General features: G+C 70.1%; 15 protein-coding genes, 1 pseudogene and 1 riboswitch. Of the genes and pseudogenes, 6 read left to right on the top strand and 10 right to left on the bottom strand.

Features of this window, described 5'->3' with window-relative positions:
• The first annotated feature begins 50 nt into the window (after positions 1-50).
• From E0E30_RS02325 to meaB, 5 genes are all read left to right on the top strand, one after another.
• Positions 51-971 carry an alpha/beta fold hydrolase gene (locus E0E30_RS02325; RefSeq protein ID WP_130864922.1) on the top strand — a complete coding sequence of 307 codons (921 nt, stop codon included), beginning with the start codon at positions 51-53 and terminating at the stop codon, positions 969-971.
• A gap of 120 nt (positions 972-1,091) precedes the next feature.
• A riboswitch (cobalamin riboswitch) is annotated at positions 1,092-1,334 on the top strand.
• A 78-nt stretch (positions 1,335-1,412) separates the two neighbouring features.
• The gene (mutA, locus tag E0E30_RS02330) at positions 1,413-3,320 is read left to right on the top strand and encodes a methylmalonyl-CoA mutase small subunit (RefSeq protein WP_130864923.1); all 1,908 of its coding nucleotides are present in this window, start codon (positions 1,413-1,415) and stop codon (positions 3,318-3,320) included.
• Positions 3,317-5,506: a methylmalonyl-CoA mutase gene (gene scpA, locus E0E30_RS02335; RefSeq protein WP_130864924.1), complete on the top strand. Its 2,190-nt coding sequence runs from the start codon at positions 3,317-3,319 to the stop codon at positions 5,504-5,506. Before mutA ends, scpA begins: the two co-directional genes overlap by 4 nt.
• Positions 5,507-5,637: 131 nt before the next feature.
• Positions 5,638-7,113, top strand: a complete 1,476-nt coding sequence (locus E0E30_RS02340) for a CYTH and CHAD domain-containing protein (RefSeq protein ID WP_167853859.1) — start codon at positions 5,638-5,640, stop codon at positions 7,111-7,113.
• A 32-nt stretch (positions 7,114-7,145) separates the two neighbouring features.
• Entirely contained in the window at positions 7,146-8,171 is a 1,026-nt protein-coding gene (gene meaB / locus E0E30_RS02345) for a methylmalonyl Co-A mutase-associated GTPase MeaB (protein WP_130864926.1), read from the top strand.
• Positions 8,172-8,178: 7 nt separating this feature from the next.
• Here meaB and E0E30_RS02350 read toward each other — a convergent pair whose 3' ends face one another.
• The 10 genes and pseudogenes from E0E30_RS02350 to E0E30_RS02395 all read right to left on the bottom strand — a co-directional run bounded on the left by E0E30_RS02350 (position 8,179) and on the right by E0E30_RS02395 (position 18,177).
• Entirely contained in the window at positions 8,179-8,394 is a 216-nt protein-coding gene (locus E0E30_RS02350) for an RNA-binding S4 domain-containing protein (protein ID WP_130866687.1), read from the bottom strand.
• A 50-nt stretch (positions 8,395-8,444) separates the two neighbouring features.
• Positions 8,445-9,206, bottom strand: a complete 762-nt coding sequence (locus E0E30_RS02355; RefSeq protein WP_130866688.1) for an amino acid ABC transporter ATP-binding protein — start codon at positions 9,204-9,206, stop codon at positions 8,445-8,447.
• A gap of 32 nt (positions 9,207-9,238) precedes the next feature.
• Positions 9,239-10,180 carry an ABC transporter permease subunit gene (locus E0E30_RS02360; RefSeq protein WP_130864927.1) on the bottom strand — a complete coding sequence of 314 codons (942 nt, stop codon included), beginning with the start codon at positions 10,178-10,180 and terminating at the stop codon, positions 9,239-9,241.
• 45 nt (positions 10,181-10,225) lie between these two features.
• Complete coding sequence (locus tag E0E30_RS02365) at positions 10,226-11,158, bottom strand: ABC transporter substrate-binding protein (RefSeq protein WP_130864928.1); 933 nt, start codon at positions 11,156-11,158, stop codon at positions 10,226-10,228.
• 138 nt (positions 11,159-11,296) lie between these two features.
• Positions 11,297-13,042: an esterase-like activity of phytase family protein gene (locus E0E30_RS02370; protein ID WP_210115754.1), complete on the bottom strand. Its 1,746-nt coding sequence runs from the start codon at positions 13,040-13,042 to the stop codon at positions 11,297-11,299.
• A 133-nt stretch (positions 13,043-13,175) separates the two neighbouring features.
• Positions 13,176-14,033, bottom strand: a complete 858-nt coding sequence (locus E0E30_RS02375) for a metal ABC transporter permease (RefSeq protein WP_130864929.1) — start codon at positions 14,031-14,033, stop codon at positions 13,176-13,178.
• Positions 14,030-14,863 (bottom strand): metal ABC transporter ATP-binding protein, encoded by an 834-nt coding sequence (locus tag E0E30_RS02380; RefSeq protein ID WP_130864930.1) that lies wholly within the window; start codon positions 14,861-14,863, stop codon positions 14,030-14,032. Before E0E30_RS02380 ends, E0E30_RS02375 begins: the two co-directional genes overlap by 4 nt.
• 101 nt (positions 14,864-14,964) lie before the next feature.
• Positions 14,965-15,900: a metal ABC transporter solute-binding protein, Zn/Mn family gene (locus tag E0E30_RS02385; protein WP_130864931.1), complete on the bottom strand. Its 936-nt coding sequence runs from the start codon at positions 15,898-15,900 to the stop codon at positions 14,965-14,967.
• A 263-nt stretch (positions 15,901-16,163) separates the two neighbouring features.
• The gene (locus tag E0E30_RS02390) at positions 16,164-16,718 is read right to left on the bottom strand and encodes a cysteine hydrolase family protein (protein ID WP_130864932.1); all 555 of its coding nucleotides are present in this window, start codon (positions 16,716-16,718) and stop codon (positions 16,164-16,166) included.
• Positions 16,715-18,177: pseudogene (locus E0E30_RS02395) on the bottom strand (purine-cytosine permease family protein). The gene E0E30_RS02390 and the pseudogene E0E30_RS02395 overlap by 4 nt, the downstream one beginning before the upstream one ends.
• 181 nt (positions 18,178-18,358) lie before the next feature.
• On the opposite strand from E0E30_RS02395, the gene E0E30_RS02400 reads away from it, so the two are divergent.
• Positions 18,359-21,877, top strand: a complete 3,519-nt coding sequence (locus E0E30_RS02400; protein ID WP_130864933.1) for a bifunctional proline dehydrogenase/L-glutamate gamma-semialdehyde dehydrogenase — start codon at positions 18,359-18,361, stop codon at positions 21,875-21,877.
• Positions 21,878-21,891: the final 14 nt, after the last annotated feature.

Here is a 21,891-nt window from a genome sequence, read left to right on the forward strand (position 1 = left end):
TCACGGTCCCTAGACTGGACGGGCCGGACCAGCCATGCAGAGGAGCAGCCATGGACACCATCACCCTCACCGCCGACGACGGAGCCGACCTCGACGTCCTCCAGTGGACCCCGACCGGCACGGTGCGGGGGATCGTCCAGATCGTGCCGGGGATCACCGAGTACGCCGCCCGGTACGACGAGTTCGCCTCCAAGCTCGCCGCCGACGGCTGGTTCGTCGTCGCCAGTGACCACCGCGGTCACGGGCCGCGCGCCCTGGCCAACGGCGACCTCGGACGGCTTCCCGACCGCGGCTACCACCAACTCCTCGACGACCTGTCCCTCGTGGCCGACGACGCCCGCTCCCGGTCCCCGGGGCTGCCTTGGGTGGTGGTCGGTCACTCCATGGGCTCGTTCCTCGTGCGCATCCTCGCCGCCCAGCGCGGACGCGACATGGCGGCCCTCGTCGTCATCGGCACCGGCGGCCCCCTGGGGGCGCTCACCCAGGTGGGCATCACCCTGGCGACGGCCCAGGTCGTGCTGCTCGGTGAGGACAGCCGCAGCCCGCTGCTCGACACCCTCACCTTCGGGTCGTACAACCAGGGCTTCCACCCGGCGCGCACGAAGTGGGACTGGCTCTCGCGGGACCGGCGCCAGGTCGACGCCTACATCGCCGACCCGCTGTGCGGTTTCGTCTGCTCGGCGGGGTACTATCGCGAGCTCATCCGGATGAGCGCTGCCGCCAACAGCGTCGACGTCATGCGGGCCACCCCGCCGCGGCTGCCGGTGGGGCTCTTCTCCGGGGCCCTCGACCCGGTCGGTGGAGCCGGACGTGGGGTGCGGCACGTCGCCCGGAACCTCGCGGCGCACGGCGTCAAGCACGTCGACCTGCGCCTCTTCGGGAAGGACCGGCACGAGATCCTCAACGAGCAGGACCGTCCGCGGGTCCAGGCGGAGATCATCGACTGGATCGATCGCGCGGTGGAGTCCTGAGGCCGTCCGGTCACCGGGCCACGCGACGCCGGCCAGGGTCGCCGATCGCCGGGCCCGGGGTGACGGAGCTGCACGATTGTGCGGGCTTGGTACCCGCGCGCCCATTCGGATGTGCAGCCTTATAGGATCGGGGGTGCTGGTGTCGGGTGTGTCCACGCACATCCGACGGCAAGAGGGAAGCCGGTGGGAATCCGGCGCTGCCCCGCAGCGGTGAATGGGAACGACATCACCATCGCCGCCGCCCCGGTCCCCGGGTCGACGACGATCAAGCACTGGGCCTCGGTCCGGGAAGCGGTGACGTAGGACTCGTCGGCAGACGAGGTGCCCGTGAGTCCGAACACCTGCCAGCGTGTCTTCGCACCCGGTGCGATGACGTGGCGAAAGCCTCGAGGGAGGGCTGCGGCACATGTCCATCCACAGCGGAGCAGGAGTCTGAAGAGTATGACTGATCCCGACAACCTCTCGGCGCCGGCCCAGGCCGACGTCCCCGAGGAACTCACCCTCGCCGGGGACTTCCCGGCCCCGACGGTCGATCAGTGGCACAAGGAGGTGCTCAAGGTCCTCAACCGCGGTCGTCCGGAGGGCAAGGAGCTCACCCTCGACAAGGCCATGGCGCGTCTGGAGCCGACGACGGTCGACGGCATCAAGTTCGAGCCCATGTACACCCGCCAGGACGCCCCCGAGCACCTGGGTGTTCCCGGAGTGCCGCCGTTCACCCGCGGCACGACGATCCGGACCGGCTCCATCGACGCCTGGGACGTCCGCTCCCTCCATGAGGATCCCGACGCCGCCGTCACCCGCAAGGCCGTGCTCACCGACCTCGAGCGCGGCGTGACCTCCATCTGGCTGCGCATCGGCGCCGACGCCATCGCCGCCTCCGACATCTCCACCGTGCTGGCCGACGTCATGCTCGACCTGGCCAAGGTCGAGGTCTCGAGCCGCGACGACCAGGCGGGCGCCGCCCAGGCGCTGCTCGACGTCGTCAAGGCCTCCACGGTCGAGGCCGACAGGATCAGCTTCAACCTCGGCCTGGACCCCATCGGTTTCGCCGCCCTCAACGGGGGCACCCCCGACCTGTCGGGGATGGCCGAGTGGGTCGGGAAGGTCAAGGACTTCAAGCAGGCCCGCCCCTTCGTCGTCGACTCGACGATCTACCACAACGCCGGTGCCGGTGACGTGGCCGAGCTCGCCTGGGCCATCGCCACGGGCATCGAGTACGTGCGCGCCCTGGTGGAGCAGGGGGTGTCCGCCGCGGACGCCTTCGAGTCCATCAACTTCCGGGTGAGCGCCACCCACGACCAGTTCCTCACCATCGCCCGGCTGCGTGCCCTGCGTACCCTGTGGAACCGCGTCGGCGAGGTCTTCGAGGTTCCCGCCGCCCAGCGTGGCGCCCGTCAGGAGGCCGTCACGAGCTGGCGCGAGCTCACCCGCGACGATCCCTACGTCAACATCCTGCGCGGGACGATCTCGACCTTCGGTGCGGCCGTCGGCGGTGCCGAGGCCATCACTACCCTGCCCTTCGACGCCGCCATCGGTCTGCCGAACGGCGACTTCACCCGCAGGATCGCCCGCAACACCGGGATCATCCTCTCGGAGGAGTCGAACATCGAGCGGGCCAACGATCCGGCCGGCGGCTCCTTCTACGTCGAGTCGCTGACGACGACCCTCGAGCAGGCCGCCTGGGGCGAGGTCCAGGCCGTCGAGGCCGCCGGTGGCATGGCGAAGGCCCTCACCGACGGTCACGTCGCCGAGGTGCTCGACAAGGTCAACGCCGAGCGCGCCGCCCGTCTGGCCAACCGCAAGCAGCCGATCACGGCGGTGAGCGAGTTCCCGATGATGGGTGCCCGCAGTGTCGAGACCAAGCCCTTCCCGGCTACGGTCGAGCGCAAGGGCCTGCCCTGGCACCGTGACGCCGAGGTCTTCGAGGCCCTCGTCGACCGGTCGGCCGCCGCTGCCGACAAGCCCAAGGTCTTCCTGGCCTGCCTGGGGACCCGCCGCGACTTCGGAGCCCGCGAGGGCTTCTCGGCCCCGGTGTGGCACATCGCCGGTATCGAGACCCCGCAGTGCGAGGGTGGTTCGACCGCCGAGATCGTCGAGGCCTTCACGAAGTCCGGTGCCCAGGTCGTCGACCTGTGCTCGAACGCCAAGACCTACGCGGCCCAGGGCCTCGAGGTCGCCAAGGCCCTCAAGGAGGCCGGCGCCAAGGCCGTGTACCTCTCGGGCGCCTTCAAGGAATTCGGTGACGACGCCGCCGAGGCCGAGCAGATCGTCGACGGACGGGTCTTCCTCGGAATGAACGTCGTCGACACCCTCAGCACCGCTCTCGACACGATGGGAGTTGCCAAGTGACCACCTTGCCCCGTTTCGATTCCATCAACCTCGGGGAGTCCGCGGTTCCCGCGGACGCCGAGGAACAGTTCGCCAGGCTCGCGAAGGCGGCGGGGGAGCAGGAGCCGTGGCTGACCCCCGAGCAGATCGAGGTCGGACACCTCTACTCCGAGGACGTCTACCAGGACATGGACTGGCTGGGCACCTACGCCGGCATCCCGCCCTTCGTCCACGGACCGTACGCCACCATGTACGCCTTCCGTCCCTGGACGATCCGCCAGTACGCCGGGTTCTCCACGGCCAAGGAGTCCAACGCCTTCTACCGGCGCAATCTCGCCGCCGGCCAGAAGGGCCTGTCGGTCGCCTTCGACCTGCCCACCCACCGCGGCTACGACTCCGACAACCCGCGCGTGCCCGGTGACGTCGGCATGGCCGGTGTCGCCGTCGACTCGATCCTCGACATGCGTGAGCTGTTCGCCGGCATCCCGCTGGACCAGATGTCCGTCTCGATGACGATGAACGGCGCCGTGCTGCCGATCCTCGCCCTCTACGTGGTGACCGCCGAGGAGCAGGGTGTCAAGCCCGAGCAGCTCGCCGGGACGATCCAGAACGACATCCTCAAGGAGTTCATGGTTCGTAACACGTACATCTACCCGCCGCAGCCGTCCATGCGGATCATCTCCGACATCTTCGCGTTCACCAGCGCGAACATGCCGAAGTGGAACTCCATCTCGATCTCCGGCTACCACATGCAGGAGGCCGGCGCCACCGCCGACATCGAGATGGCGTACACCCTGGCCGACGGCGTCGACTACATCCGTGCCGGCGAGTCGGTGGGCCTCAAGGTCGACCAGTTCGCCCCGCGTCTGTCGTTCTTCTGGGCCATCGGGACGAACTTCTTCATGGAGGTCGCCAAGATGCGCGCGGCCCGCATGCTCTGGGCCAAGCTCGTCAAGCAGTTCGGGCCGAGCAACCCCAAGTCGATGAGCCTGCGTACCCACTCGCAGACCTCGGGTTGGTCGCTCACCGCCCAGGACGTCTACAACAACGTCGTCCGTACCTGCGTCGAGGCCATGGCTGCCACCCAGGGCCACACCCAGTCGCTGCACACGAACTCCCTCGACGAGGCCATCGCCCTGCCGACGGACTTCTCGGCCCGCATCGCCCGCAACACCCAGCTGTTCATCCAGCAGGAATCGGGCACCTGCCGGGTCATCGACCCGTGGAGCGGCTCGGCCTACGTCGAGAAGCTCACCCTGGAACTGGCCCGCAAGGCATGGGGCCACATCCAGGAGGTCGAGGCCGCCGGCGGCATGGCCAAGGCCATCGAGAAGGGCATCCCGAAGATGCGCATCGAGGAGGCCGCGGCCCGCACCCAGGCCCGGATCGACTCGGGCCGTCAGCCCCTCATCGGCGTCAACAAGTACCAGCTCGACCAGGAGGATCCGCTCGAGGTCCGCAAGGTCGACAACTCCCAGGTGCTCGCCGAGCAGAAGGCCAAGCTCGTCAAGCTCCGTGCCGAGCGCGACGAGCAGGCCTGCCAGGCCGCTCTGGAGAAGCTGGCCTGGGCGGCTGCCAACCCGGATCCGACCGACCCGGACCGCAACCTGCTCAAGCTGTGCATCGACGCCGGACGCGCCCAGGCCTCCGTCGGCGAGATGAGCGACGCCATGGAGCGGACCTTCGGACGCTACACCGCCCAGATCCGTACCATCTCTGGTGTGTACAGCAAGGAATCCGGCAGCTCCGAGTCCGCGACGAAGGTCCACGAGCTCGTCAAGGAGTTCGAGAAGAAGGAGGGGCGTCGTCCCCGCATCTTCATCGCCAAGATGGGCCAGGACGGTCACGACCGCGGCCAGAAGGTCGTCGCGACCGCCTATGCCGACCTCGGCATGGACGTCGACGTCGGCCCGCTGTTCCAGACCCCGGAGGAGGCAGCTCGACAGGCTGTCGAGGGCGACGTCCACGTCGTCGGTGTCTCCTCCCTGGCCGCCGGCCACCTCACCCTGGTGCCGGCCCTGCGCAAGGAACTGGACAAGCTGGGACGCCCCGACATCATGATCGTCGTCGGTGGCGTCATCCCGACCCAGGACTTCGACGAACTGCGCGCTGACGGCGCCGCGGCGATCTACCCGCCCGGCACGGTCATCCCCGATGCAGCCGTCGATCTCATGGAGCAGCTGCTCAAGCACGTCGACGAGGACTGATCCTCTCCGGCGGACGGGCCGGGACGCCATGGCGTCCCGGCCCGTCGCTCCATCCCCGGGCGCCGCGCCCCGGTCGTCCCGCCCCGATGACCCTCACGACCACGTCCATCCGACCACCCGAGGGAGGCACGATGTTGGAGGTCGAGCGGAAGTACACCCTGCCGGCCGGCGTCACCGCGGCCGAGGCCGCCGAGGAGCTCGATCTGGGCCCCGGGCGTCACGACCTGCTACGGGCGACGTATCTCGACACCCCCGAACTCGACCTGGCCGGGGCGGGCGCCACCCTGCGACGTCGACTCGGCGGTCCGGACGAGGGCTGGCACCTCAAACTGCCGGTCCACGGGGACGCGCGCCTCGAGCTGCAGTGTCCCCTCGACGCCGCACCCGGCGAACTCCAGGTGCCGGCGTCCCTTCGTGAGCGGGCCGACGTCGGACCGCGCCCCCTGGTGCCCGTCGCCGAGCTCCACACCGAGCGCACCCGGACCCCGATCCTGTACGACGGAACCCCGGTCGCCACCCTGTGCGACGACCTCGTCACGGCCCGGTGCGCCGGTCGGGTCGAGGCATGGCGTGAGGTCGAGGTCGAACTCGTCGGGGAACCCGCCGACGCCGACCGGCTCCTCGACGATCTCGGCGCCTGTCTGGAGTCCCACGGGGCGACGCCGGCGCGTCCGGTCCCCAAACTCGTCCGTGCCCTCGGCCCGGTGATGGACCGGGGGACCGTCCTTCCCGGCGACCCGCACAGTGCTGCCCGGGTCGTCGCGAGCTACCTGGCCGATCAGCTCGGCGTCATCCAGTCGAGGCTGGCACAGGCCGAGGACGGCGACCCGGACGCCGTCCACAAGGTCCGGGTGGCCACCCGACGACTGCGCTCCACCCTGCGCACCTTCCGCCCGCTCCTCGACGCCGGGCTCACCGAGCCGCTGCGGCCCCGCATCCGTGACCTCTCGGCGGCCCTGGGCGGGCCCCGGGACGCCCAGGTGCTCGAGGAACGGCTCATCGGGCTCATCGGCGACCTGCCGTCCACGGCGATCCACGGACCGGTCGAGCAGCGGGTGCGCGCCGAGCTCGACGCCCAACGGACCACGGCGCTGGCGGGCCTGGGGCAGGTGCTCACGGAACCGACCACCCTCGACCTGCTCGACGACCTCAGCCGGCTCGTCGCCGCCCCTCCGCTGCGTCCCGAGGCCGACCGTCCGGCACGCGAGGTCCTGCCGCGACTGCTGCGCCACTCGGCCCGGCGGACGTTGCGCGCCTGGGGACGGGCGCAGGACGCCGACGAAGGACGGCTCGAGCTCGTCCACGAGAGCCGCAAGAAGGCCAAGGCCACCCGTTACGGCTGGGAGGCCGCCGTCGACACCCTGCCGCGCGGCGAGGAGACCGCCCGGGCGTGGGAGGCGATCACCGAGGCCCTGGGAACCGCCCAGGACACCGTCGTCGCCCGGTCCAGGCTGCAGGACCTGGCCGCTGCGGCCGTCGCCCACGGCGAGCCGACCTTCACCTACGGCGTCCTGTGGCAGCAGGAGATGGACCGTCAGGAGGAGGCCCTGGCCGATGCCGCGGCCGCACTGGGGGCGGTGCGCTCCCCGCGAGTGGGCCGGCGGTAGGTTGGGGGGACGAGTCCCGATGGAGGAGCGACATGCCGATTGACGTATCCGAGCTCGTCGACCAGGTGCTGGCCGGCAGCAGACCGCACATCGCCCGAGCGCTGACGCTCGTCGAGTCGAGCAAGCCCTCCCACCGGGAGAAGGCCCACGACATGCTGCGGCGTCTCGCCCCCCACACCGGCAAGGCCATTCGCGTCGGCATCTCCGGTGTTCCCGGGGCAGGCAAGTCGACCTTCATCAACGCCCTGGGCACCAAGCTCATTCGCGAGCACGACCATCAGGTCGCCGTCCTGGCGGTCGACCCGTCCTCGACCCGTACCGGCGGCTCGATCCTCGGTGACCGCACGAGGATGGGGGAGCTGGCGACCCTCGACGAGGCGTTCATCCGGCCCTCGCCCTCCGGCGGACACCTCGGCGGCGTCGCCCGGGCGACCCGGGAGGCCATGATCGTCATGGAGGCCGCCGGCTACGACGTCGTCCTCGTCGAGACGGTCGGCGTCGGTCAGTCCGAGGTGGCCGTGTCCGGCATGGTCGACACCTTCCTCATGCTCGCGGTGGCCGGCACCGGTGACCAGCTCCAGGGCATCAAGAAGGGCATCCTCGAGCTGGCCGACGTCGTCGCGGTCAACAAGGCCGACGGCGACAACGCCGGCAACGCGCGGGTCTCGGCCCGTGAACTGTCGATCGCCATGAAGCTCGTCCAGGGAGACCAGAAGCGACGGGTCCCCGTGCTCACCTGCTCGGCGTACACCGGGGACGGGTTGGACGACGTCTGGCAGGCCGTGCTCGACCACCGGGAGTGGTTGGAGTCCGACGGATCGCTGTCGTCGCGTCGTCTGGACCAGCAGAGGGAATGGCTCTGGGCCATGGTGCGCGACGAGATCCTCGAGTCCCTGGCGACCGACCCGACCGTCCAGGAGCAGGCCGAGCGGATCGAGGCGGCCATGGGCACCGAGGCGACGAGCGCGCTCGAGGGGGCCGAGCAGATCCTGCGCACCTTCGCCCGGGCGGTGCCGTCGATGCCGTGGGCCGACGGTCAGCTCCGCGCGACGTCCTGACGCCGCCTCACCACGGGACGTCGACGGGGGACAGGTCGACCTCGACCGTCGTCGGACCGTCGACGGTGGTGAGGGTGACCTCGTCGCCGGGATGGAGTTGACGTCCGCGACGGGTCTCCACCTCGCCGTTGACCGCGACAGCACCGGCGGCGATGAGTTCGCGCGCCTGACCGCCGGTCTCGACGAGGTTGGCGAACTTGAGGAACTGGCCGAGGCGGATCATGTCGTCCTTCACACGGTCATTGTCCCATCGGGTGCCGTGGGGCGGGCGGCTCAGAGCACCGAGTCGAGGAAGTCCTTGAGCCGCGGCGACCTCGGGTGGTCGATGACCTCCTCGGGCCGCCCGGACTCGACGACGACGCCACCGTCCATGAAGGCGACCCGGTCGGCCGCCTCCCTGGCGAACCCCAGCTCGTGGGTGACGACGATCATCGTCATCCCGGCTGCCGCGAGGTCCTTGAGCACTGCGAGCACCTCCCCGACGAGCTCGGGATCGAGGGCCGAGGTGGGTTCATCGAAGAGCATGAGCTCGGGATCCATGGCCATGGCGCGGGCGATGGCGACGCGCTGCTGCTGGCCGCCGGACAGTTCGGCGGGGTAGTGGTCGGCCCGATCGGCCATGCCCACGCGTTCGAGCAGCTCCATGCCGCGGGCCCTGGCCCGGGCCGAGGACACCCCGGCGACGTGGATCGGCGCTTCCATGACGTTCTGAATGGCGGTCATGTGCGGGAAGAGGTTGAACCTCTGGAACACCATGCCGACCTTGGCACGCTGGGCGGCGATCCGCTTGTCCGACAGCCGTCGCAGCCGCCCGTCGGAGGTCGGCCTCTCCTCGAACCCGACGAGCTCCCCGCCGACCCGGATCGACCCGGCCTCGAAGGTCTCGAGCTGGTTGACGCAGCGCAGCAGGGTCGACTTGCCCGAGCCGGAGGGCCCGAGAAGGACGCACACCTGGCCGGGCTCGACGTCCAGGTCGATGCCCTTGAGGATGTGCAGCGGGCCGAACTCCTTGTGGAGGCCGCGGATCTCGACCATGGGTCGGGTCGCGGTCACGGTGACGTCCTGGCTCACAGTTCCACCTCCGGGAGGGGCTCGTGCGGGGTCGTGCCGGCCGCGTTGACGGCTGCCTGGCGGCGCAGTCGCCGCGACGAGCCGCCGCTGGAGAAGCCGCGGCCGTAGTAGGCCTCGAGATAGTGCTGAGCCACCATGAGCACGCTCGTCATGACGAGGTACCAGATGGCCGCCACCATGAGCAGCGGGATGGGGGCGTAGATGCGGTTGGCGATGGCGTTCGTCGCGAACTGCAGGTCGAGGGTGAAGGGCACCGCCAGGACGAGTGAGGTCGTCTTGAGCATGCCGATCGTCTCGTTGCCCAGGGGCGGGATGATGACCCTCATGGCCTGCGGGATGATGATCCGCCGCAGGATGAGTCCGGGCTTCATGCCGAGGGCCTTGGCGGCCTCGGTCTGGCCGGCGTCGACCGACTCCAGACCGGCCCTGATGATCTCGGCCAGGTAGGCACCCTCGTTGAGCCCCAACCCGACGACGGCGGCGACGAGGGCCGTCACCACCTGGGCGGTGCTGAACCTCACGAACTCAGGGCCGAAGGGGATGCCGACCGACAAGGTGGGGTAGAGCACCGCCAGCAGACCCCAGAAGACGAGCTGGGTGTACACCGGCACGCCACGGAAGACGAAGATGTAGGCCCACGAGACGCTGCGCAGCACCGGGTTGCTCGCCCGGCGCATGATCGCCATCGTCAGGGCGATGATCGTGCCGAGGACCATCGCCGCGACGGTGAGCAGCAGGGTGTAGCCGATGCCCTGGATGACCTTGACGTCCCGGAAGTACAGCCAGACGATGTCCCACTGGAAGTTGCGGTTGGTCACCAGGGCGTGCAGGAGCATCGCCGTGACGACCGCGACGATCGCCGCCGCGATCCACGTCCCGGGATGGGCGACCTCCTTGACCCGGATGCGACCGGGGATGTCCGCGTGGTGCTGGGCCATGTGTCTCACGCTCTCTCGTACCGGACCTCGTCGAGGATCGGTGGATCAGGCCTTGGGGTTGATCTCGGAGGTCTGGATCATGCCGTCCTCATTGCCCCAGGTGGCCAGAAGCTTCTTCATGGTGCCGTCGTCGATGAGCTTCTGAGTGGCGGCCTGGATGGCCTTCGACAGCCCCTGGTCGTTCTTGGCGGTGACGACGCCGAAGAGGGCGGCGTCCGTCATGCCGCCGAGGTTCTCCAGGGCGCTGTTGCGCTTGACGGCGTAGGCGGTGATCATCGAGTCGGCGTAGAGGACGTCGGCCTTGCCGCCGGCGACGTTCGTCGTCGCATCGGCCTGGGAGGCGTACGACAGGATGGTGATGGCCTTCTTGCCCGCGGCCGTGCACTTCTTCGACTTGTCCTGGGCGGCGGTCTCCTGGGCGGTGCCGGTCTGGACGGCCACCGAGTGACCGCACAGGTCGGTCGGGTCGATCTTCTTGGGGTTGCCCTTGGGGACGGCCATGCCGAACCCGGCCTTGAAGTAGGAGACGAGGTTGACCTGCTTCTCGCGCTCGGCGGTGATGGTGAAGGACGACACGGAGATGTCGTACTTCGTGCCCACCGCCGGGATGAGGCTGGGGAAGGCGCCGTTCGTCGTCGTCGAGGTGAGCCCCATGACCTTGGCGATGGCCTTGACGTAGTCGACGTCGTAGCCGACGATCGTCGACCCGTCGGCGTCGATGAACTCGGCAGGGGCGTAGTTGGCAGCCGCCCCGTTGGCCAGGGTGCCCTTCTTGGCGATGTCGGCCGGCACGAGCTTGGCGATGGCGTCGTCCTTGGTGATCGAGGCGATGAGGGCGTCATTGGTCTGGGCGGTGGCCGCCGAGCCGGAACCGCTGCTGGTAGTCGCGGGGGTGTCCTCCGAGGCGTGGGTGCATCCGGACAGGGCCAGGGCCAGGACCGCGAGGGAGGCGGGGGCGAGACGAGCGAGCTTGTGCATGGTGACTTCCTGAGGTCGGGGCCGCGGGGCCGTGATGCACATAATTATGCACGCCTACGCATATTTGTAAAATCGGGAGACGCCCGTGGCGTCCCACCGGTGTGGGACGCCACGGGAACTGGGTGTGGAGGAGGGGCGTCAGCCCTGGTGGGAGCGCCATCCCCAGGCCTTGCCCCGGGGGGTGTGGGAGGCCGCGGCGGCCCCGGCGTTCGGCTTGCCGGTGAGATGGGTCGACGTCGACGAGACGAGGGAGTCGTCGAGGTAGAGGCCCAGGGTCCGGTTGCCGTTCCCGACGACCGATCGGTCGAGGACGACGTCGGCCGCCCGGCCGGTCGAGTCGGTGCGGACCGTGGCCAGCAGGACGCGGGCGTCCTTGTACAGCTGGTAGGTGGTGTCGGGCTCCAGGCCGGTCAGGTGCAGGCTCACCGTGGAGCCGGAGATCGACGCCGTGAGCGTCGGGTCGAGGAAGCCGGCGCCCTTGTACCGGGCCGGCACCTTGCGCACGTCGACGCCGAGGGCCTCGCCGACGTCGATGCCGTCGGCGTAGGTCTTCTGGACCATCTGGTAGGGGTTGGAGACCCCGGGGACCGATCCCGACAGGGCGAAGTCGGAGTCGTTGGAGAGGGTGACGCGGGTGCCGCCGCCGCTCACCGCGACCCCCTCGACCTTGTCGTGGCTGAAGGTCGCACCGCTGGGATCGGCACCCCAGACGAGCTTGGTGACGTCGAGGAAGAGGGAGCCGGTGGCCGGCGTGATGCCCGCGGCCTCGAGGGCCTGCTGGGCGACGACCTCATTGGCCTTGGCGTCCTTGGTGTGCGAGACGTAGCCCTCGAGGGACTGACCCTTGACGAGCAGGCCGCCCTTGTCGGCGTCGTACTCGCCCTTGAGGTCGAGCAGGTTGGTCGCCCGGGCCAGGTCGGTCCGGTAGAGACGCTTGAAGGTCGACGAACCGGCGTCGCCGTCGCGCTCGTCGACGAGCAGGGTGTGGTTGCCCAGGGCCGAGATCTCCGAGACGGTGGTGCCGGCCTCGCTCGAGTGGAGCAGGTAGAGGTACTGGCCGGTGACCTTCATGGTCGCGGTGTCGATCGCCACGATCCGGATGAAGGGCACGTTCTTCGACTTGCCCTTGAGGTCCGGGGTCTCGAGGGCGGCCTGCATGCTGCCGTAGAGGGTCTTGCCGTCGGGGCTCAGGGTGAGGCCCTCCATGCCCTTGTTGGCGGTGCGGAAGCGCAGCTCGCCGGGCAGGGTGCCGCGGTACGGGCTGAGGCGGCCGATCTCGTGGCCGGAGGCGTCGAAGTGGGTGATGAAGGGGCCGTACTCGTCGGAGACGTAGAAGGTGCCGTCGGGGGCGACGACGAGGCCCTCGGGGTCCATGCCGTCGGCATTGGGGGCGATGACCTTGCCGTTGACGTCGACGATGGTCTCGCCGGTGCTGGCCTCGGTGTTGACCGCCCCGTTGATCTTGCCGCCGTCGGCCCCGACGAGGCCGATCCGCTGGAGCGGGACCATCCGGCCGTCGACGAGACGGAACTTCTCGATGGCCGGCTGGAAGGAGGGGACGGGCTCGATCTTGTCCCCGTTGTCGGCGTCGACATTGGGCCCGCGGTCGGTGAGGCCGTAGAAGATGTCGCCCCGGTCCTTGGGGCTGGTGGCGGGCGCGCGGTAGAAGGAGGAGCCGTAGCCGGAGGCGGTCACCCGGACGCCGTTCGGCATGGTCGTCAGCAGTCCGATCTGGTTGTGGTAGAGGGTGATCGCGGCGGCGGCGTCGGCGTCGCCGGACTGTGGTGCTGCCTGGGCGAGGACGGGGCAGGCCGTCATGACGGCCGCGGTCGCCAGGGCGAGGGCGGTGGTGAGCCATGAGGTGGCGGTGCGCTTCGAGGTCATCGTGGTCCTTCGATTCTGCGGTGGTCGGACGATCCGACCCGATTCAATCGAGGGCCGATGACGGCTCGGTGAACGGCGGGCGACGAGTCGGCGTCAGCCAGGAACACGCTCGGCGATGCCCCGGCAGCGGTGGTCAGGCGATGTGCCGGCGTCCCCAACCAGCGCGCGCCCGCAGCGCACCGACCCCCAGGCAGACGAGGTAGATGAGGAAGCTCACTGTCGTCACGTAGGGGCTGATCGGCAGGCCCGGGCCCAGGGACAGGAGGATGCCGCCCACCGCCGACACCGAGGCGAAGAGGATCGACAACAGACTCAGCGCCAGGGGTCGCGCCGTGACGCGAGCGGCGGCCGCCGTCGGGGTGATGAGCAGGCTGAGGACGAGCAGGGCACCGACGAGCTGGACGGCCATGGCGGTCGTGAGCCCGAGCAGCACCATGAAGATGATCGACAGGGCCCTCATGGGCACGCCCCGCGCCCGGGCGACCTCGGGGTCGGCGGAGGCGAAGAAGAGCGGGCGCCAGATGATCGCCAGGATGACCGAGACGATGACGGCGACCGTCGTCAGGGTGGTGAGCTGGGCGCTGTCGACGGCGACGATCTGGCCGGCCAGCAACCCGAACTTGTTGGACGAGCGGCCCGGGTAGAGGCTGAGGAAGAGCATGCCGATGCCCAGCCCGAAGGGCAGCATGACGCCGATCGAGGCATTGCGCTCCTTGGCGCGGACCCCGAGCAGGCCGAGGATGACGGCCGCGACGAGGGAGCCCACGACCGCGCCGTTCGTCACCGAGACGCCGAGGTAGAGGGCCACCGAGGCTCCGGCGAAGGACAGCTCCGAGGTGCCGTGGACGGCGAAGGCGAGGTCGCGGGCATGGATCATCGGGCCGATGAGACCGGCGAGGATGCCGAGGATGAGGCCCGCCAGCAGGGAGCCGGTGACCAGCGGGACGAGGTTCGCGAAGTCGTTGAAGTTGATGAAGGTGCTGATGCTCACTGGTGTGACCTCCTGCCGGACCCGCCGTGCAGGTGGGGGCCCTGTTCCTCGTCGGCCAGGACGATGATGCGGTCGCCGTGATGGAAGACCTCGACCGGGGAGCCGTAGAGGTCGGTGAGGACCTCGCTGCGCAGCACCTCGTCGGGGGTGCCGATACGCATCCGACCGTTGGCGACGTAGACGACCCGGTCGACGAAGGGCAGCACCGGATTGACCTCGTGGGTGACGAAGAGGACGCCGAGCTGGCGGTCGCGTCGGGCCTCGTCGATGAGACGGGTGACGGCCTGCTGGTGCTTGAGGTCGAGGCTGAGCAGGGGCTCGTCACAGAGCATGAGGGCCGGGTCGGTGACGAGGGCCTGGGCGATCCGCAGGCGCTGTTGTTCCCCTCCGGACAGGACCGACAGGGGGGAATCGGCGTAGGCCCGGGCTCCCACCCGGGCGATGACCTCGTCGACCCGACGCCGCTTGGCCCGCGACGGCCAGCCCGGACCCCACCGGTGCCCGTCGATCCCCATGGCGACGAGGTCGCGGCCCCGGATGGGGGCCAGCGAGTCGAGGTAGCGCTGCTGCGGGATGTACCCGACGTCGGCCGAGCCACGACGTACGGGATGTCCGGCGACGCGGGCGCTCCCCGAGGCCAACGGGGTCTGGCCGAGCAGGACCCGCAGCATCGTCGTCTTCCCGACCCCGTTGGGGCCGAGGATGGCGATGAACTCACCGCGGTGGACGGTGAGGTCGACGTCGCTCCACAGGACGCGGTCACCGAAGGCGACGGTGGCGCCCACCAGCTCGGCGGGTGGCGCCGGTTCAGCAGGTGGGGGTGTCGGCATGAGTGGGCTCCAGATTGGTGTGGACGGCACAGGTGGTCCTCGGGCGAGCCGAGGACCACCTGTTCATGATACCGGGAACGATTCGCATCCCCGGTGGAGGATCACTTGAGGGCGGCGCCGATGGCGTCGATCGTCTTGCCGACGAAGTCGTCGTAGGTCGTGACACCCTCCGGGAAGGTCTCGTGGGTGCCGACGGTCGGGACCTTGGCCTTCTCGGCGGCCGCGACGAGCCGCTTCGACACGTCATCGGTGGTCTGCGCATTGACGAGCAGGACGGAGGCCTTCTTGTCGGTGAGCAGCTTGGTCGTCTCGTCGACGACCTTGGTGGAGGGGCCGGCGTCGGTCTCGGACTGCTCGACGAACTCGTCCGGGGTGATGTTCTTGATGCCCATGTCGGCCAGCAGGTAGCCGACGACGGGCTCGGTGGCGACGGCCGTGGCACCCGCGTGGGCGGCGCCGACCTTCTTGGCCTTGGCGATGAGGGTGTCCATCGTCGTGCCGAAGGACTTGGCGTTCTCGGTGTACTTGGCGGCGTTCGCCGGATCGGCCTTGCCCAGGTCGGTGGCGACGACCTCGGCCACCTTGCGGGCCGTGGCCATGGAGTAGAAGACGTGCTCGTTGAAGTCGGCCTCGCCGTCCTTCTTGAGCCCGGAGGTCTCGACGGCGTCGATGAGGGTCGGCTTCGAGGCGGAGGTCGTGGCCAGCTTCGTGGCCCAGTCGTCGTAGCCGCCGCCGTTGACGATGGCGATCTTGGCCTTGGAGAAGACGAGCTTGTCCTGGGCGGTGGCCTCGTAGTCGTGCGGGTCCTGGGTGGGCTTGGTGATGATGGGGGTGACCTCGGCCATGTCGCCGGCGACGACCTTGGCGACCGAGCCCCAGACATTTGTCGAGGCGACGACGGTGACCTTCTCGGTGGTCTTTGACATGGCCGACCCGGACGACGCCGGGGAGGTGCCGGTCGACGAGCCATTGGAGCAGGCGACGAGACTGACGGCAAGGGTTCCTGCGGCCACGGCGGCCAGCAGACGATGACGCATGGACTGTCCTCCTGACGGAATCAACTGAGAACCATTATCAGACTCATCCTCGGTGTGGGCAAACCTGTGGGCGGCCAGGGCCGACGGCGGCCGTCGTTGGGGTGGCCGGGGCGCGGGCTCCGGCGCACGATGTCGGGAAATCCCCGCCACGGAGGATGTCGTCCCCCGGAGGGGAACACATCGCCGCTGGGGGGGATTTCCCGACACCTCGACTGGGCGACCCGGGGGAGGCGCGGCAGGGGGTCGGGCATCGTCGCCCGCCTTCACCGCGCGGCGAGCAGCTCCTCGACCCCGATGACCTCGATCTGCGGCCCGAAGAGCCCCATGACCTGAAGTGCCGCGGCCTGGTTCGTGTCGTCACTGCCGGCCACCGCCTCGGGCACGACCTGCACCCAGGCGCCGGCGTCGGCCGCGGCCAGGGCGGTCGAGACGACGCAGCAGTCCGTGGCGACCCCGGCCAGGACGAGGTGCGGGGTGGGCCCGGTGACGGCCGTCAACCCCGGACCCCACTTGCCGAAGGTCGTCACGTCGAGGGTGGGACGGCGCACCCAGCCTCGGGCGGCGTCGACGAGGTCGAAGAGGGGATCGTCGGCCGGTCGGTCGGCGAAGGTCCATCGCTGGAAGTACTCGCCCCAGGACCCCTCGTGCACCGCGGACGGCAACCACCGGGTGACGATGACCCGCTCGCCGAAGGCGGTGGCCAGGCGGTCGATGGGCGGGACGGTCTCGTCGAACCGAGGCGCGCACCAGTCCGAGGTCGGGTCGGCGAAGATGCGCTGCGGGTCGATGACGACGAGCCAGGGGTCCTCCCCACTCATCGCTCCTCCTGACGCCGGATTCGACCGCGTCGACCCACCAGGGTGACGACGTACCCCAGGACGAGGGCGACGATGACGCCGATGTTGGCGTAGGCCCACGGCCCCTCCTTGCCGCCCAGACCGAGCGGGCCGAGGAGGTAGCCCTGCCAGTTGTTCCAGTTGACGCCCTCGTACTGGTTGATGACCAGACCCCAGCCGATGATCGTCACGACGATGAGGGTGACCAGCGAGACGACGTCGACCGAGCCGTACCGGCCGGACTGGTCGAAGAGGTCGGCGTCGTCGTAGGGTCGGCGTCGGGCGGTGATGTCGGCCATGACAATGCCTGCCCAGGCCGCCAGCGGTACGCCGAGGGTGACGAGGAAGGACTGGAACGGAGAGATGAAGTTGGGGGAGAAGAAGACGACGTAGATCGTGCCGATCGACAGGATCGTCCCGTCGATGAGGGAGGCGGCCGGGCGCGGGATCCGGATGCCCAGGCTGAGCAGGGTGAGGCCCGAGGAGTAGATGCCGTTGATGGCCCCCGACAGCAGCGACAGGATCGCCACGACGAGGAAGGGGACGAGGAACCAGGTCGGCAGGATCGTCGCCAGGGCGCCGACCGGATCACCCGAGATGGCGTCGGAGAGGTCCTTCGAGGAGCCGGCCAGCAGCAGTCCGACGGTGATGAGGACGACCGGGCCGAGCGACCCGCCGAAGGTGTTCCAGAAGACGATGGAGCTTCCCGAGGCGTCGCGACTCTGGTAGCGCGACCAGTCGGCGGCGATGTTGATCCAGCCCAGGCCCATGCCCGTCATGACCATGGTGAGGGCCCCCACGCTCGCCTGCCAGGGGCCGGCCGGCAGGGCGGCGACCGCTGACCAGTGGATGTGCGGGACGGCCATGGCCAGAGGTAGATGACGGTGACGATGCCGGTGATCCACGTGAGGATGCCCTGCATCTTCATGATGATGTGGTAGCCCGCGACCGCCCCGGCGACGATGAGCACCGCGACGAGCACCGTCGCGCCGATCTTGACTCCGGTGCCCGAGCTCCAGCCGAGCCTCTTGAAGATCGTCGCGGTGGCGAGCACCGAGGTGATGGCCAGGGAGGTCTCCCAGCCGATCGACGTCACCCAGGAGATGATCCCGGGCACCTTGTTGCCCTGCACCCCGAAGGCGGCGCGCGAGGTGACCATCGTCGGTGCCGACCCGCGCTTGCCGGCCAGGGCGACGATGCCGCAGAGGAAGAACGACCCGATGACGCCGACGAGGGTGGCCAGGAGGGCCTGTCCGAAGGACACCCCGAACCCCAGGACGAAGGCCCCGTAGCTCATGCCGAACACGGAGATGTTCGACGCGAACCAGGGCAGGAAGAGGTCGCGCGGGCGAGCAGTGCGCTCGGACTCGGCGATGATCTCGATGCCCGTCGTCTCGATGCCGGTGGTGCTGCCCGACGGTCGCGCCGTGGACTCGCTCATGGGGACTCTCCAAAGGTCTTGGGGTCAGTGCTCAGGTCGAAGGGTGCGGACGGCGTCCTCACCGTCCCGGGCGACATTCTGGCAGACGCCGCCGGCGGCGTGCGCCGGGTTCCATGATGATCGTGCCGCCCAGCGGGCTGAACCCCCTTGTGGACCGGTGGACCCCCACTATCGTGAGCCCATGAGCAGCGCAGCACAGGAGCCTTGGACCTCGCCCGACCCCGCCCCGGCGGACCTCGTCGAGGAGGCCGTCGCCCAGGTGAGACGGTGGCTCGACCCGACCACCGACCCCGCCGATCCAACCGATCCGACCGACCGATCGCGCCGGTCGTCCCGGGGGCCATCGGGCGGCGGCCGCGCCGCGACGGCCGCCAGGTTGCTGTCGAGGGTCCTGTCGCACCCGGCCGGGCTGCCGTTCACCCTGGCCTTCATCGACCGCGTCGTGAGGCCGGAGGACACCAGGACCGCCGCGACGAACCTCGCCGCCCTGTCACGCACCGACTGCACCTTCCTCCCGCCCGCCCTGCGAGCCCTGGTGCGCCTCGGCGGTCGTGTCGCCCCGGTGGCGCCGGACGTCGTCATCCCCGCCGCCCGCGTCACGCTGCGCTCGATGGTGGGTCACCTCCTCGTCGACGCCCGACCCCGTCCGCTCACCCGCACCCTCAGGGCGCTGCGCCGCGACGACGTCCGGCTCAACATCAACCTGCTCGGCGAGGCCGTCCTCGGTGACCGGGAGGCGGCGGCCCGGCTGGCCGGGACCGAGCGGCTCCTCGAGCGTCCCGACGTCGACTACGTGTCGATCAAGATCTCGGCCGTCGTCAACCAGCTCGACCTGTGGGCGCACGAGCAGACGGTCGAGCGGGTCGTCGATCACCTCGTGCCGCTGTACCGGATCGCCGCGCAGTCGCCGAACCCCAAGTTCATCAACCTCGACATGGAGGAGTACCACGACCTCGACCTGACGATCGACGTCTTCACGACCCTGCTCGAGCGGCCGGAGTTCGCGCAGCTGGAGGCCGGCATCGTCCTGCAGGCCTACCTTCCCGACGCCCTCGGGGCCCTGCAACGGCTCACCGCCTGGGCCGATCGGCGCACCGCCGCCGGAGGCGCCGGGATCAAGGTCCGTCTGGTCAAGGGCGCCAACCTGCCCATGGAACAGGTCGACGCCGAGCTGCACGGCTGGCCGCAGGCCCCGTGGACCTCGAAGATCGACACCGACGCCAACTACAAGCGCGTCCTCGACTGGGCGCTCACCCCCGAGCGCACCCGCTCGGTGCGGTTCGGGATCGCCGGACACAACCTCTTCGACGTCGCCCTGGCCACACTCCTGGCCGACCGACGCGGGGTGGGCGACCGGATCGAGGTCGAGATGCTCCTGGGCATGGCCCCCGACCAGGCCCGCCGGATCGGTGCCGACGTCGGCGGGCTGCTCCTCTACACCCCGGTCGTCGACCCGGCCCACTTCGACGTCGCCATCTCGTACCTCGTCCGACGCCTCGAGGAGAACGCCGCCTCCGACAACTTCATGTCGGCCGTCTTCGACATCGGGTCCGACCCCGAGCTCTTCGCCCGCGAGGAGGCCAGGTTCCGCGCCTCCGTCGACCGGCTCACCCGTGAGGTGCCGGCCCCGAGACGTCGTCAGGAGGTCGACCGGGTCCCCGACACCACGAGGGGTTTCGTCCAGTCGACGGACTCCGACCCCTCGGTGCCGACGGTGCGGGCCTGGGCTGCCGAGGTGGCCGCGGCCATGACGGCGTCCACCCTGGGCGCCGGGACCCTCGGCCGGTGCGCCGTCGAGAGTGTCGGCCAGGTGGACGACGCCGTCGAGCGCGCCCGGGCCGCGCAGGTCGACTGGGGCGGGCGTCCTGCCGCCGACCGTGCCGAGGTGCTGCGTCGGGTGGCCGCCGAGTTCGCCCGACGTCGTGGCGACCTCATCGCCGTGGCCGGTCACGAGACCGGCAAGATCCTCGCCGAGGGCGACGTCGAGGTGTCCGAGGCCATCGACTTCGCGACGTGGTACGCCGAGCGCGCCGTCGACCTCGAGCGGGTCGACGGGGCACGCCACGTGCCGGCGAGGGTGGTCGTCGTCACGCCCCCGTGGAACTTCGCCCTGTCCATCACCGCCGGATCGGTGCTCGCCGGCCTGGCGGCGGGGTCGTCGGTCATCCTCAAGCCAGCACCGCAGGCCCGGCACTGCGCCGCGGTCGTCGCCGAGTGCCTGTGGGCGGCGGGGGTGCCGCGCGACGTCCTGCAGCTCCTCGATGCCGGCGAGGGGGACGCCGGGCGACGTCTGGTGAGCCACCCGCAGGTCGAACGGGTCATCCTCACCGGGGCCTGGGACACCGCACGGTTGTTCCGGTCCTGGCGTCATGACCTGCCGCTGCTCGCCGAGACGAGCGGCAAGAACTCCATCATCGTCACCCCGAACGCCGACTACGACCTGGCGGCCGCCGACATCCTCCGGTCGGCCTTCGGCAATGCCGGCCAGAAGTGCTCGGCCGCCTCCCTCGTCATCCTCGTCGGTCAGGCCTACCGGTCGGCCAGGCTGCGCCACCAGATCCTCGACGGGGCGGCGTCGTTGCGGGTGGGGCAGCCCTCCGACCTGCGCTCCCAGATGGGTCCGCTCGTCGAACCGGCCTCCGGCAAGCTCCTCGACGCCCTGACGAGGGTCGATCCCGGCCAGACCTGGGCTCTCGAGCCGATGCGGATCGACGCCGAAGGACGGTTCTGGAGCCCCGGTGTGCGCGCCGGTGTCAAGCCCGGCGACCCCTACCACCGCACCGAGTACTTCGGCCCGATCACCGGAATCATGTACGCCCCCGACCTGGCCACGGCCGTCCAGTACCAGAACGGGACCGACTACGGGCTCACCGCCGGCATCCACTCCCTCGACGCCGAGGAGGTGCAGTGGTGGGTCGACCACGTCGACGCGGGCAACCTCTACGTCAACCGCGGGATCACCGGGGCCATCGTCGGACGTCAACCCTTCGGGGGTTGGAAGCGCTCGGCCGTCGGCCCCGGCGCCAAGGCCGGTGGCCCGCACTACCTCGAGGTGCTCGGGTCATGGCAGCCGGCCGAGCCGACGACCCCGACCCCGCAGGTCGAGATCCCGGCGCGGGTCCAGGGCTTCGTGGCGCAGGCCTGCGCCCTCCTCGAGGGGCCCGATCGTGACCTCCTGGCCGACGCCGTCGCCCGCGACGCGCTGGCCTGGGCGCAGGAGTTCGGGGTGAGCACCGACCTGGGTCGCCTCACCCGCGAGCGCGACGAGCTGCGCCACCGTCCGGCGGCGACCCTGGTGCGGGCCGGAGCCGGGGCCGAGCCGGCGCAGGTCGTCCGGGTCATCGCAGCCGGACTGTGCGCCGCCCCCGAGCTGCTCACCGTGAGCCTCGACCCGGCCGTCGAGCCGCGGCTGGCCAGGGTCCTGCGAGCCTGCGGGGTGAGCGTCGACGTCGTCGCCGACGCCGACTGGCTCACCGCGATGGGCGGGGCCGGGGCGCCACGGAGGGTGCGACTGCTCGGTGCCGACCCGGTGGCCCTGGCCGACGCCGTCGACGGCGACCCCGACCTGGCGGTGTGGGCGTGGCCGGTGACCCGGGCCTCGCGGATCGAGCTCCTGCCCTTCCTGCGCGAGCAGTCGGTGAGCATGGCGGCGCACCGGTTCGGCAACCCCGACCCGCTGGCGGCATCGGTGAGGTTGTGAGCAATCGAGATCAG

The organism is Acidipropionibacterium timonense, assembly GCF_900605005.1.
In the GTDB taxonomy this organism is placed as follows: domain Bacteria; phylum Actinomycetota; class Actinomycetes; order Propionibacteriales; family Propionibacteriaceae; genus Cutibacterium; species Cutibacterium timonense.

What these genes read in the sequence shown, in the direction of transcription:
- E0E30_RS02325 (WP_130864922.1), top strand. Translation starts at nt 51, where the DNA reads ATGGACACCATCACCCTCACCGCCGACGACGGAGCCGACCTCGACGTC.
- E0E30_RS02385 (WP_130864931.1), bottom strand. Translation starts at nt 15,900, where the DNA reads ATGCGTCATCGTCTGCTGGCCGCCGTGGCCGCAGGAACCCTTGCCGTC.
- meaB (WP_130864926.1), top strand. Translation starts at nt 7,146, where the DNA reads ATGCCGATTGACGTATCCGAGCTCGTCGACCAGGTGCTGGCCGGCAGC.
- mutA (WP_130864923.1), top strand. Translation starts at nt 1,413, where the DNA reads ATGACTGATCCCGACAACCTCTCGGCGCCGGCCCAGGCCGACGTCCCC.
- E0E30_RS02390 (WP_130864932.1), bottom strand. Translation starts at nt 16,718, where the DNA reads ATGAGTGGGGAGGACCCCTGGCTCGTCGTCATCGACCCGCAGCGCATC.
- E0E30_RS02350 (WP_130866687.1), bottom strand. Translation starts at nt 8,394, where the DNA reads ATGATCCGCCTCGGCCAGTTCCTCAAGTTCGCCAACCTCGTCGAGACC.
- E0E30_RS02365 (WP_130864928.1), bottom strand. Translation starts at nt 11,158, where the DNA reads ATGCACAAGCTCGCTCGTCTCGCCCCCGCCTCCCTCGCGGTCCTGGCC.
- E0E30_RS02340 (WP_167853859.1), top strand. Translation starts at nt 5,638, where the DNA reads ATGTTGGAGGTCGAGCGGAAGTACACCCTGCCGGCCGGCGTCACCGCG.
- E0E30_RS02360 (WP_130864927.1), bottom strand. Translation starts at nt 10,180, where the DNA reads ATGGCCCAGCACCACGCGGACATCCCCGGTCGCATCCGGGTCAAGGAG.
- E0E30_RS02355 (WP_130866688.1), bottom strand. Translation starts at nt 9,206, where the DNA reads ATGGTCGAGATCCGCGGCCTCCACAAGGAGTTCGGCCCGCTGCACATC.
- E0E30_RS02370 (WP_210115754.1), bottom strand. Translation starts at nt 13,042, where the DNA reads ATGACCTCGAAGCGCACCGCCACCTCATGGCTCACCACCGCCCTCGCC.
- E0E30_RS02380 (WP_130864930.1), bottom strand. Translation starts at nt 14,863, where the DNA reads ATGCCGACACCCCCACCTGCTGAACCGGCGCCACCCGCCGAGCTGGTG.
- E0E30_RS02400 (WP_130864933.1), top strand. Translation starts at nt 18,359, where the DNA reads ATGAGCAGCGCAGCACAGGAGCCTTGGACCTCGCCCGACCCCGCCCCG.